The organism is Aquimarina algiphila (assembly GCF_007489275.1).
Classification (GTDB): domain Bacteria; phylum Bacteroidota; class Bacteroidia; order Flavobacteriales; family Flavobacteriaceae; genus Aquimarina; species Aquimarina algiphila.
Genome location: NZ_VLNR01000024.1, coordinates 74,045 through 86,547, shown reverse-complemented (window position 1 = coordinate 86,547; position 12,503 = coordinate 74,045). Strand labels below are relative to the sequence as shown.

Genomic DNA, 12,503 nt, shown 5'->3' with positions numbered 1-12,503 from the left:
ATACAAGTTATTTAATACACACACTTTTGGGGGTGGGTCAATTTAAACAAGAATAGGTGGGTCAGTTTAAATAGGATTTACTGGGTCAATATAATAGGAATAGGTGGGTCAGTTTGGCAAGAATTTCCACATAAGTACCGAATAGTAATAAAAACACAATTCAATTTCGGATAATTTAGCAAAACACCGCGCGATAATAATTTCAAAATGAAAAATGTTACCCTCTTCTTTAACGTGTAATTCTGAAATTTCACTAGACTTTAGTTCTAAAGTCTTGAGAACAAAGGCAAATACATCTTGAGAAACCTCTTTAGGCGAGATAATGGCAAATCCATTTTTAGTAGTTAGGTATTCCTGATCGTAAAAAGGGGTCTCTACAAATCGAATCAGTGAAAACAGGTCTTTATCTTTCTGGTTGATTTGTACCGAATACTTGGTAAAAAGGTAAGGGTGTTGTTGTTTTAAAAAGGTCAGGTATTTTCTTTTAGGAATAAAACCTGTATTTAATTCGTTAAGGTCTTGATTAAATAGCTGGTAGTAAATTGAAAGATACTTCATAGCAATAAAAGAATTAGGTTAATCTTTTCGTAGAAGATGCTATCTCCCGACTAAAACTTACAGTATAGGATTACTTCATAAAACCAACCTTTAATTCACACTCGATTTGAGGTAAAAACGAGTTAACTTATGTAATATCAGTGTTATATAGATGTTGTGGTTTCAAAATGGTTGCGTGAAATATACAAATGGTTCTAAGAGATAAATCGTTGTTTGTGTTTTTCTACTTTTAAAACTACTAGGAATATTTTTGTTTACCAATTCAAATTAGTGACTGATGCTTGTAGAGTAGTGGCTGGGTAGCAAAGAGAAGTAAATGAACTGATTTCTGAAAATAGATGATTCGGTAATGCTGTATAAATTTATACAGCATTACCGAATCACAAGCAACAGGATCAATCTTTGATAATAAACGGAACAAAAAACGATAGATCTATCCATTTTCTTTAAAATCATTATCGTATAATTAATTTATACATATCAAATAATAATACTCCAATTACTGCAATAATAAAAAGAGGAAGTATAGAACTAAACAACATTGAAATCCATCCTTTTATTTTATGTCCATTTCTAATCGATTTTACACTTAGAATAATACTAAAGCCACTAAGTGTTATACCAATGATTAGAAAAACACCTCCTATCAATATAAATAAATCGTTTTGAGCTTTAAAAGAACTTATCACAGCAAAAAGAAATAAAGTTCCGAATGATAAAATTCCAAATAGCAATGCCTTGTCTTGTGTTTCCATTTTCTTTAATTTTAAGCCAAGTCTTTTACTAGACTTGGCTTATTGTTATATTCGTCCATATACAATCCCGACTTTACTTCCTAACAAATTTTCTATTTCAGATACAAATTTTTCAGTAAATTCAGGCCAATTCCAAAAAGTAAATCCTAGTTCACTAAAACCCCATTGAGGATTAAAAAGGTATTCGGTTATTGATGTTTGGTTTGAACAGTTCGGACATCTAAAATCATCTTTTCCTGAATCATAATACCATTCCTCAACAGCATCCATCCAATTACTTTCTATTATATCAAAATCACATTTTGAACAAGTTATTTCAACTAGACCATTTCCTCCATTTTCAAAAACTTTCCTATTAGTAACAATTTCTAATTTATTATTTTCTAAACTTTTAAACTTATCATCATTGTTTACTAAAATAGAAGCAACATTTTCACTTGGAGTACAATCTTTAGAAATAATTTTGTCAGTGATTAATTTAGACTTGAATTTTTCAGCTAACATAGCCGCTTTACCTTTTTCGATTTTAGTTGGAACTATTGAAATATACGTATCACTCATAATGTTATATATTTAATTCGGTGTATGTAATAAAATTATTTTTATATCGTCTATACCGTTAAACAGAAGCTCTGTTGCTTTTCGAACCTCTTCATACTGAAAATGCCATTCTATTGGATTTCCTTGTGCTGCTCTTGTTTGTCTTTTAGCTTGATCTATTAAGGATTGAGCACCTTGAAAAAAGGGTTTAAACTGTCCTGTATTTGGGTCTACAAAGTTACGTAATCCTGATTTAGCATCTCCTAAAACACCATTTTTTAAAGCATCAAATTTGATATCGTCTAATATAAAACTTTCATTCCATTTTCTTCCACTAATAAACTCTTGATATCTCTTAGCGGCTTCACTCATGGATTCATTTACCACTTTCCACGACCCTTTAGCTATTGTTGCTAAATATTGTTTTAAAACTTGTTTCGTTATAACTCCGCCACCTCTAGCAGCTAAAAACGCCCCACCACCTCTACTTGGTGCTAAAAGAGCAACAATATCGAATAGTCCCATACTAGTATCTAGCATATCCTGAGCAATACTAGTATCATATCTTATTTCAAAAGATAAATCATTTCTTCTAATACTAAATATCTCCCCTAAATCTCTATTTGTTATTCCTGTAGGATCTAACCCTTGATCAATAAAAACAGCACGAACAAATGCTCCTTCAATGTTGTCTGAAAATTGATATTCTGTTAGCCTTAATACAGCAGAGCCAATTGCGTCAGCTGCATCTCTGAAAATTTTAGGACCAAATTCCCATAAAGTATCAATATTAGGAGTAATGTCGCATGGAGGGTTTGGACAATTTACGGTTGCTCCATACCCAATTATGAGGAGATTTTGATTAAGGTATGGTGAAAAATCAAGATTTCTATTGTTATTATAGGCAAATAAAGCATCATGAAAAAACTGAATTCCCAAAGGAGTAGTGTTAACTCCATTTATATAATTGAATAATTCAAGACCTATTTCCAAAGCTTCAGTTGGTAAAGAATTTCCTTCAAGAGATTTATTAATAAATGTATCTAATTCTATTGCCGTGTCTCTATTCTCAATTTGTCCTAACCAATTTCTTTGTGTGCTATTTAAGTTTAACCTATCTGAAACATTTGAAATTGCTTTAAAAAATTGGATGTCAAAACTTTCTCCTCTTGATGCAGCTACCGCTGCTTGCATATTAATCGGATCAGAATAAATATTATCCATTCTTACTCCTTGACTCCAAAGAATTCTACCAATAGTAGGCTTAAATATAATTTCAACATTATAATAGAAGTTTGGACCAGGTTTTCCTCCATACGGAGTTTTGTTAAAATCGAAAACCCTTCCTAAATCATAGTCTGATATAGTACTGGGAACACTTAGACCATTAGCATTAAACATTTGTCGTATTGAATTGCCTTCTCTGGGAAAGGTTCTTTCTTCATTTGTGTATAATTCGGCCATTACATTACCTACTCCATCAAAAGGATGGTTTACACTTTCTAGTAATCCGTCTGCTCTCCATGACAATGCTAATTCTCTATTTGAACTTGATTGCAGGGTTGGGGGAACCATATTAGATGTAAGTTCTGAGCTAAACGCACTTATATTATTATTACTCAAATAAGGATTCATAACCCTTTGCATCATAGTCACAGATTGAGCATTATATCTATTATGATTAAAATACCTACCGAGTTCTTGTCGTAAATCGGTTTTTCCTATAGTATAATTATAAGCTGTGTTACTAATAGAAGCAATAGCATGAAGGCCTACAGCTTGATCACCTGTCTCTGTAGGATCGGGTAAAGCATCTGATGTGCCTAAAGTTCTTGCTTGATCAATTGCAATTTGTCGGGGATTATGTTCTTCTGGATTGTAAATAAATGGAGGAGAAGTATATAACAAACCATAGTCACCGATATTAGCATTGGCACTAATCAGGTATTTTGTCATAACTTTTACCTTATCCTCTACGTTGTAAGAATTAAATCTAGCTATTGCTAATTCAACCATTCTATCAAGAAGCAAATCTCTTTGTTCTACCTTAAGTAATCCGTTTTTAATTTTTGATGCATCATTTGCTGCAGGTTTTAAACTATTGTTTAATTCACTTGCAATTTCATTTATACGTCCAGTAACGGAAAAATAATCCTTTATAGGTTTTCCACCGCTTTTTAAATCCCCAAAGGTATAGGCAGCCAAAGCATCTGATACTTGACCTCTGTATTGTAAGGTGTTTATTTCTATTCTTTTCTGTTCTACTTTACCTTTATTATCAATAGATGCATTTGCAAATTCTCTTTTTACACCATCTAAAATATTTTTTGAGATTTCTCTATAAGAAGTTTCTTTAAAATATTCTTTTTGAGCTTCTGGAAAAGAAGGGAATGATTTTCTTAAACGTCTTTCTATTTCATTTTTTTGGATCACTTGTTGGTCGGCTAACCATTTGTCTCTTTCCCGTGCCGCTTGTTGTGCTAAAATACTTTGAAAACGTGTCCAATCTCCTTCGATACCTTCTGCGCAGCTACAGGCTGCAATTGAACCTGATTTACCCTGTACTTGTTTATTTGAAGGGTCTGATGTTACTTCAAACTGAGCAAAAACCTTTGTAGATAATAGGCATACCACACCTATGATCAATATTTTATATATAGATTTCATGTTTTATATTTAGGTTGGTTTATTTTATTATTAAAGAAGCTTGATGTTGATGTTCATTTGTATGCAAAATGACAAAATAAATTCCTGTTCTAAGCCCTAATCCTCTTGAGTCTAGATACACTGTTTGACTCCCTTCTGGTTTCATTACTTTTGGAGAGGAATATCTAAGGAGTCCTGCAAAATCGAATATTTCAAAATAGGTTTCATAAGCTTTGTCAAGAGTATAATATAAAAAAGTATTTCTTTTCGATGGATTAGGAGAAATATGAAAATTTACGTCTGGAGGGAGTGGTGGTAAAGGTTTTAAAATCACAAATAGAGGAGGTGAAGATTCTTTAAAATCTACAATATCTGCATTGATTTTTCCAACTACATATGTTATATCTCCAATAGGTATTAAATCAAATTTAATATCTTTAACAATATAGGTAACGTTATCATTATCGGAGTCTTTATATAATCTTTTTATGGGAAAACTTACCCCTTCTAACGTCATGGTATTTTCTGCCCCATAGGTTGCATTGCCTTGTAGAATAGTTCCTGCTATTTCTATATCATACGCTAAACCACTACTAGCGGCACTAAAGCTAAATTTTACATCTTCAACTCGTTTAACCTTTTCTTCTTTCCAATCCAGTTCCACAATTTTGGCTTCGAATCTCTTATTGATATCATCAAATGTTATGGTTTCGATAGCATCATCAAAAGAGTTGATAAGATTTAATTCTTGGGTTGAAATGGTTGGTTCTGGATTACCTTGTTCTGCTCGAAGAAAAGCCGCTAATATCTCACTGTTTTTAATACCATTAGCGTCTAATGTTTCTAATGCTTTAGTTGGATCGGCTGTTGTTCCATACCCAAAATAATCCATTATGGCAGACCAATGATTTGCCATAGGGTATGTGGATGATTGAAAACTATTTCGAGCCGCTTGATAATCTTGTTGTTCTCCTGCAAGACCTTTCATTTGATAATATCCTAACGCATACTGAGCAAAAGAATCACCTTCATTAGCTGCTAAGTCATACCATCTTTTTGACTCTTTTAAATTCACCTGAGTGCCAATACCTTGTTTATAAAGAGTAGCAAGTTGTTTGTATGCTATAGTTTCTCCACTCTCTGCGGAGCGTTTAATTGTGGCAAATGATATTCGTTCTTGTTGTTCTGTGGGATTATTTGAGAGAATAAGAATAGCTTCGATTAAAAGTGCATCCTGATTATTATCTGATATACAGGGCAAAATATTCTGTCTTAATTGTTCTTTTATTTCTGGACTAAGGGAATCTACGATCTCCATATAGTCTTTGGCGACTTCAACTTTATCGGCACAATCTTGCGCATAATTGATTTGCACAAAGGTTAGGGCAAGACATAGCAAGCCCCATACAACTGATTTTTTCATTTGTTTAAATTTAAATAGTTAGTATTGATTTAAATATTGGGGTAACATCAGACCTAAAGTCATTATAAGGTCTGTTAAAGAAGAAGCTCCTTTTGGGTCAGGGAAATCAAAACGACTTGATTACAGCGCTATAATCTCTTAGTTTTGAGTTTCTATGTTGTAAACTATTATGTAGTCTTTCTAATTGTGTAATAAAGTAATATTTTCATAAGTTGGATTTTGAGAAATTGATATAACTGTTAATGTCAGAAATGTTTGATTTGTTACTTTGTTTTTTTAATTATTTTGAAATTACTTCTTAAAATTTCCTTATTTGAAGAAATAGTAGAGCATACCAGGTTTCTTCTTTTTAGGATTGGTGCGATTTATTATTGATTAAAAAAGCATAAGCAGGTTTATGTGATTTGGAACTTGAGTTAAGGTTATAGGGAAAACTTAACTAGTATTATGTTCTATATATATTTTGGCATAGATCATTATTGCTTTAGGGTTATCGTTCAGAAGTTGATACATGAATTCTCCAATGTCGATATTTAATCCTCGAAGTGTATCAAAAAGTACTTCTGGAGGTATACTATTTATTTGATCAGGGAGCATAAAAGAACAATAGTAAAAGGAAACAGAAGTAAATTAAAGGGGTTATTGTACATAAACTCAAATTTAATAAAGAGGGGTAGCCTACTTTGCTCTGGTCTTGGGGTGAAAATATAGATTTCATAAAACTGTCTTTTTTAGCATGATTTGTGTTATGCTTCGTATTGAAACTATTTTCTTTGGCTAAAGCAATAGTATGTAATAGAAATTTTGCAATTGCGTCAGCGCTTCGTAAGCTACTATCTACAAAAGCGTTAGCTTTGATTTGAATTACCTTCTGTTCTTTAAGAGGTAAACTTGTATAACTAGATTGAGAGTTAAGTTTGCGCATAACCTTATCCAAACACTTTTTCTTTTTAATAGAGTTCGATAGAAATTCATTGGATTGAAATAGTAATCCTCTTCTTTGCTCCAGTATCGCTGCTGCTGCTTTATCCAATGGGGTTTGTTGTAGGTAATACGTTATCATCCATTGGTATATTTTTTTTTCGTAAGTACTCCCATAAGACAATTGAAGCATAAATTCGGATACCTCTAATTGTAGCTCTCTAAGTAAACTTACAATGTACTCCTGTTGAGAAAGGGATTCTTTTTTCATTGTTCTCGTTTTACCAGTTAACAAAGACACTTGATTCGAAGCTCAATCGCCTGAACTTCCTTGTCGTTTAATTTACCACCGTGAGTGATGAACTTTTGAATTCGGCCTTTTTGAATTTCACACACTTTTTCTAATCCAGTAATATTTAAAATATGCTTATTCTCAATCAGCCAAAGCTCTATTTTTTTCCTGCCTTTTGGTCTCAATTGTACTAAGTTTAGTGCGCATTGTGGAAATTTCCACAACCAGTTTGCATTAAATAACTATTTTCTTTAATATCTTTGTATGTATACCCAAATATAATAAAATTATTGCTTATTAGTAAGCTAAAATTGTATTTATTTATATAATTCTCCTATATATGAAGGAAAAGATTAAAGAAATCATGGATTACTATGGCTTAAATCAGAAAGAGCTTGCTCTGAAAGTCAAGGTTTCTTCACAAACAATAAGTGATGTGCTTAATGATAAGCGCAATGCAGGAGATAAAATCATCCAGGGGATTATTGAAGCTTTTGACGAAATCAATCCTTTGTGGTTGATTAAAGATATTGGGGATATGTTCCTAGACGCTGAAAAAATGAAAGCTATCAATGACAAGCGCACTTATGAAAATCTACACTTCGCCAATCTGGAAGAGTTAGCTCTGTTTTGTGCACAACATGAAGATGCTTTAATGCGCCACAAAGTATTTTCAAATATTATCGATAAGAATGCGGCATTTAGAGTGTTGAAACTTGTTAAGGGGTATGATAAATAACTATTAAAAGCTAGGTTTTACTTCCAAATTTTTGAATACATATAATTGAAACTCGGAGGAAGAGTTGAATTTTTGTTTGGCATGTTCATAAAGCATAGTTTTCAAATTGGTGATTTCTTTTTCCTGTTGTGCAAGGCATTCCTCCATTTCTTTTTCAAGTTCCTTGGCTAGGCTTCTACTAACAAAAGCTAATCCTTCCCGATCTCTTTTTAGTATATCTTTCCCCTTTGAACTTTTCATTACTTCTGTGATAAGTTTTTAATTTCTCCTATATAATCACTCAAGTACTTTGTGCGATCTTCTTTGGACAGTTTGTTAATATACTTCTGGCGTATATCTCCCATAATGAGGTGCATTAAATGGTGGATTTTTAATTTTAAATCTATTCGAGATAGGTTATAAATGTATCTGCCAATTATATAAGAGATGCAGCTTGCACCGATGTCCATACCGAAAAGCATCAGGATATAAATTGATTCGGGAATATCAGGTTTGGGGTAAAAGACCCAGATCACATAAAAAAGGCCTGTAAGAAGAGCAGTGAGTCCAAAAGCCAGAATTACTTTTCTCCAGAAAAAGTCTTCCTCTTTAAAAAACAATAAGAGTAAAAATAACCCCATGAAAGAAGATACTACAGGCATGCCCAAATGACCTAGAAATATTTTTGAACTACGAAATCCAAACACCTTATCGGCTTTAGCTATAGTCTTGTAGTTTTTTTTTAAAACCTCTGATTCTGTTTCAAGAGTGAGAACCAGAGGAATTTGATCAGTTAATTCAGAATGTAAATAAGCCTTGGAAATAAGTCCTTGATGAAATTCTTTCAAACATATTTTTAGATTATCATCTGCAATTATACGGGCATCATCTACTTCGATATAAGATTGCTCAGCTGATATTAAAGCTGGACTTTTTTTAGGAAAAAAAACAGCGATAAACGCAATGGTGAAAACACCAGTTATCAATAGCGTAATCATACTTATTTTCCCATTCCGAAGAAGGTTATTTTTTTTGTTAATCTCGTGTTCCGATGGTTTCTGCATCTTCTTTATCTATAGCAACCAGTTCGAAAGTTGAAGTATCTGATTTTTCTAATTCTAAAGTTTCATTTTCTATGGAATTGGCTTCACAACCAATGAAAGTAGATGAAACAAAAATTAATACTAATGAATAAAAAATAGTTTTCATGACTTTAAGTTTTTTGATGTTATATCGTAAAGATATTATTTCAAGAAAGTCTACTATTTTATTTTTCTAATAATTTACCTCAAATTCAAGTTTGGCTTATTAAATAATATTTTAACGTTAAAATTACTACATATAATGCAATTGTAATTACGGTTTTACCACAATATTTTAAGCTTTTGTTTATCACTAAAACTATAGCTTACAAAAAACCTTAAAACCTCTTGAAGCAGGGAAATTTGTTATTGGTTTACCAAATTAGGTTTTTTGATTTTTGTGGTAATTTACACAATACCCAAAAAATTAATGGAAAAAAAGCTTGTCGTTGAAGGATAGGAAAACGTCAAATTATGAGGTGAAATAAGGTTCCTCTTAAAAATTTAAAACACTATCTAATGCCTGATCAGTATCTTTATGCATGAAGTTAGCTTGATAACCTATCGTGGTGCTTAAATTTGAATGTCTGTACAGTTTTTGTAACATATAAGGAGAGATCTTATCTCCAGCAATATTTCCAAAAGAATGTCTGGCGATATGCATAGTTACTTTTTTGTCGATTTCTGCTTTTTTAGCAATTTCTTCTAAATAGTTATTGAATTTCTTTATTGCGGTTTTTGTTTTTCTATACTGATCTTTTGAGTCATTCTTTTTAGCTTTTTTGAGTTCAGGAAAAATATAATCGTCAGGATCTTTTTTGTTATTGGTATAAAACCCTAAAATTTCAATTACTTTATTTGGGAGTTTTAAAGAATCTACTTTTTTGTTTTTCTCCATTTGATAGTATAATCTATCGCCTTTAATGTCGTTCCATTTCACTCTTAAAACGTCCGAAACTCTCATGCCAGCAAGATAAAAAGAGAAGAGAAATATATTTCTTGAATGCCAAATAGTAGAGCCTTTTTTTAGGTCAAGTTCTTCAATAGCTATCATCTCTTTTTCATCTAAGCCAATTTTTATAGTCTGAGGGAATTTAATATGTATTTTGTTTTTTCCGAACGGATAATATTTTTGTTCTACAATCCCATCATTTATAGCTCTGTTAAAAATAGTTCTAATTACTACTAAGCTATTCATAATTGATCTTTCAGATACTTTTTGTTTTGTAGCCAAGTATACTTTAAATTTATTTAAAAGAGCTATCGTAATTTCTTCAAATGAAATATTTCTATTACCAAGAAATTCTTTGAATTGTTTTATTCTGCCTTCATCAGTAATGGCTCTACTATATTTTTCTAGTTTATATAAACTTTCAAAATACTCCTGAGTATATTCGAAGAGTAGGCTAGTTGTCGAATTCCCTTTTAATGCATTAGTAATTCGAGATGAAGTGTAGGTTTCATTTTCTGCTTCAAAGCGAAGAATCAAGTCGTCTGCTGCGGTAATTTTTTTGAGGATAAGATTGTTTAATCTAGGTGCACTATGATAGGAGTTTTTAACTTTTAATTTTTTAGGATCCCAATATCTTTCATCGATCCACTCTAAATAAAAATAACTCGGTTTGCGATCTTTTATAACTCTTAAGGCTATCGGATGTTTACCATCTGCTTTTTTTTTGCTTTTGTAAAGAATTACTTTAACGGATGACATAAGATTATTATTTTAACTCTAATATAAACAAATTAGGGTAAACATGGGTTAAACAAATTGAGATTTTTGTATCATTTAAATTAATGCTAACAAACATAAGTATCAATATTTGCTTAGTGTTTATGGGAATTAAAGGGTTTTAAAATGTGTTAATGTTATATAATCGCTGGATTCAAAATCCAGTGACTTCGGTCGTGTGGGTTCGATTCCCACCTCGAGTACAAAAAAGGCTTAGATGAAAATCTAAGCCTTTTTTATGTCCTGATACAATAATCATATATTTTGATATCTTTAAAAAAGATAGATTTTACCATAGTTCTTTGCTACAAATTTTTTATAGTATGAATAACTTTGTTTAAGATGTTTTTAGAAGCATCTACTCTATATTTATTATTTTGAAATAAACTTATTTCGGATTACATATTCAAGAGTTGTTGGTGTATTCCCTTCGAATGTTCTAGGAGTCGCATAGGCACCGTTGGGATCTCCCAGAGCCATATAGAGGTCGACCAATTCTTTTTGAACAGTATCATTAGCACCAAATTGTGCAAATTGATTTTTTACATCATTATAAGTCACCTGCTTATATACAATCTCTTGTTGTAACTCTGCTGAGAAAATATCTGCCGCTTCTTTAAGAGTAATATTGCTCGGCCCCATAATATTCCTGCTCCATTGACCTGCCCAACGGGTATCCATAAGATATTCTGCAGCTATATCTCCAATATCGTCTGCACTTACAAAAGGAATGTCATGATCTGTGGCATATGGAAATGAAAAATAACCATTTTTAAGGATGTCATTCTTTTGCAACAAGAAGTTTTCCATAAAATATCCAGGTCTTAAGAAAACTACATTCGATGCTACTTCTTTAAAAGCTCTTTCCAAGTTTCCTACATAAGTTACAGTACCTAGGTTATCGGCAGCTCCAGCACCAAGAGAAGAAAGGGCTACTACACGAGGAATATTATGTTCTTTAATGGCAGCTACTCCAGAAGAAATGATATCATCATACCACTCTTTTAGACTTGATACTCCAAGTGCTGGTGGCACAAGCCAGAAAAATGCATCTGCTCCTTTTGTATGAGCAACTACCTGTTCTATATAACTCATATCCACTTCATGTGAAGATGAGTTTGGGATGTTCAAATTTTGTAAAGAGTCTAGCTTATTTCCTAATAATACCACTGAATGATTTGCTGACGCTACTTTTTTTGCGATACGGCTACCTACGTTACCTGCGGCTGCTCCTATTACTATTTTCATAATTTTATTGTTTTGATTTATCATTAAACATTTTATTAACTTCTTTATGATCCCCCATAGCTGATACCGCCATAGGATTCCAGTACTCTTTATAATGAATGATCTTTCCTTTTTTGAGAATTATACGGGCGACATAGTCTTGTTTGTATAATTGTTTCGTCGATGGAATAATTACCTCTCCATGAAATTCTGCCCATACGATATGGTTTTCTGTTATATAACTTTTCACTTGTGAGAATGCTATATCCGGCATGTTCGAGAGAGCACCTTTTAAATAATCACCATACTGTGTTTTATTCAAAGAGGAAGGTGTACCTAATGAATAAGCATATGGATATTCAATAATGGCTCCTTCATCAAAAAGCTCGAGTACATTCTCTGCACCTAGATTGAAGGCTTCTAATAAATCCTGAACTATTTTCCCTTGATTTTTTTCATTTATTGTTATTTCCTCACTATTTGTTTCGGTCTGCTTTTTTTGGGCTTGACCCGAATACATATTTGTTAGAAATACAGCAATTAGGATTGTTAGTATTTGGTTTAATGTTTTTGTTTTCATCTTATTTTTGTTTAAATTTCTAATTATTATAC

The 12,503-nt window shown here is 32.1% G+C and carries 15 protein-coding genes; 1 reads left to right on the top strand and 14 read right to left on the bottom strand.

Annotated elements, in window-relative coordinates:
- Positions 1-108: 108 nt before the first annotated feature.
- The 8 genes from FOF46_RS13105 to FOF46_RS13075 form a co-directional block, all read right to left on the bottom strand.
- Positions 109-558, bottom strand: coding sequence for a hypothetical protein (locus FOF46_RS13105; RefSeq protein WP_143916745.1), 450 nt, complete (start codon positions 556-558; stop codon positions 109-111).
- Between the two features lie 455 nt (positions 559-1,013).
- On the bottom strand, positions 1,014-1,313 hold the full coding sequence (locus tag FOF46_RS13100) for a hypothetical protein (RefSeq protein ID WP_143916744.1): 300 nt from the start codon (positions 1,311-1,313) through the stop codon (positions 1,014-1,016).
- 45 nt (positions 1,314-1,358) lie between these two features.
- Positions 1,359-1,874 (bottom strand): hypothetical protein, encoded by a 516-nt coding sequence (locus FOF46_RS13095; RefSeq protein ID WP_143916743.1) that lies wholly within the window; start codon positions 1,872-1,874, stop codon positions 1,359-1,361.
- 12 nt (positions 1,875-1,886) lie between these two features.
- Positions 1,887-4,520, bottom strand: coding sequence for a Tox-REase-5 domain-containing protein (locus FOF46_RS13090; protein WP_143916742.1), 2,634 nt, complete (start codon positions 4,518-4,520; stop codon positions 1,887-1,889).
- Between the two features lie 19 nt (positions 4,521-4,539).
- Complete coding sequence (locus tag FOF46_RS13085; protein ID WP_143916741.1) at positions 4,540-5,922, bottom strand: T9SS type A sorting domain-containing protein; 1,383 nt, start codon at positions 5,920-5,922, stop codon at positions 4,540-4,542.
- 435 nt (positions 5,923-6,357) lie between these two features.
- Complete coding sequence (locus tag FOF46_RS31550; protein WP_167571829.1) at positions 6,358-6,519, bottom strand: hypothetical protein; 162 nt, start codon at positions 6,517-6,519, stop codon at positions 6,358-6,360.
- On the bottom strand, positions 6,509-7,114 hold the full coding sequence (locus FOF46_RS13080) for a hypothetical protein (RefSeq protein WP_143916740.1): 606 nt from the start codon (positions 7,112-7,114) through the stop codon (positions 6,509-6,511). The genes FOF46_RS31550 and FOF46_RS13080 overlap by 11 nt, the downstream gene beginning before the upstream one ends.
- A 17-nt stretch (positions 7,115-7,131) precedes the next feature.
- Positions 7,132-7,320 carry a hypothetical protein gene (locus tag FOF46_RS13075; RefSeq protein WP_143916739.1) on the bottom strand — a complete coding sequence of 63 codons (189 nt, stop codon included), beginning with the start codon at positions 7,318-7,320 and terminating at the stop codon, positions 7,132-7,134.
- Positions 7,321-7,475: 155 nt separating this feature from the next.
- On the opposite strand from FOF46_RS13075, the gene FOF46_RS13070 reads away from it, so the two are divergent.
- A complete protein-coding gene (locus FOF46_RS13070; RefSeq protein ID WP_143916738.1) occupies positions 7,476-7,874 on the top strand; it encodes a helix-turn-helix transcriptional regulator in 399 nt (132 codons plus the stop codon).
- Between the two features lie 3 nt (positions 7,875-7,877).
- Here the strand turns inward: FOF46_RS13070 and FOF46_RS13065 are convergent, their stop codons facing one another.
- The 6 genes from FOF46_RS13065 to FOF46_RS13045 form a co-directional block, all read right to left on the bottom strand.
- Positions 7,878-8,114: a hypothetical protein gene (locus FOF46_RS13065; protein ID WP_143916737.1), complete on the bottom strand. Its 237-nt coding sequence runs from the start codon at positions 8,112-8,114 to the stop codon at positions 7,878-7,880.
- Positions 8,114-8,917 (bottom strand): hypothetical protein, encoded by an 804-nt coding sequence (locus FOF46_RS13060; protein ID WP_143916736.1) that lies wholly within the window; start codon positions 8,915-8,917, stop codon positions 8,114-8,116. Before FOF46_RS13060 ends, FOF46_RS13065 begins: the two co-directional genes overlap by 1 nt.
- The gene (locus tag FOF46_RS31545; protein WP_167571828.1) at positions 8,889-9,062 is read right to left on the bottom strand and encodes a hypothetical protein; all 174 of its coding nucleotides are present in this window, start codon (positions 9,060-9,062) and stop codon (positions 8,889-8,891) included. Before FOF46_RS31545 ends, FOF46_RS13060 begins: the two co-directional genes overlap by 29 nt.
- 369 nt (positions 9,063-9,431) lie before the next feature.
- Complete coding sequence (locus FOF46_RS13055) at positions 9,432-10,646, bottom strand: site-specific integrase (RefSeq protein WP_143916735.1); 1,215 nt, start codon at positions 10,644-10,646, stop codon at positions 9,432-9,434.
- Between the two features lie 390 nt (positions 10,647-11,036).
- A complete protein-coding gene (locus FOF46_RS13050) occupies positions 11,037-11,912 on the bottom strand; it encodes an NmrA family NAD(P)-binding protein (RefSeq protein WP_167571826.1) in 876 nt (291 codons plus the stop codon).
- A 4-nt stretch (positions 11,913-11,916) separates the two neighbouring features.
- Positions 11,917-12,471 (bottom strand): nuclear transport factor 2 family protein, encoded by a 555-nt coding sequence (locus FOF46_RS13045; RefSeq protein WP_143916733.1) that lies wholly within the window; start codon positions 12,469-12,471, stop codon positions 11,917-11,919.
- Between the last annotated feature and the right edge of the window lie 32 nt (positions 12,472-12,503).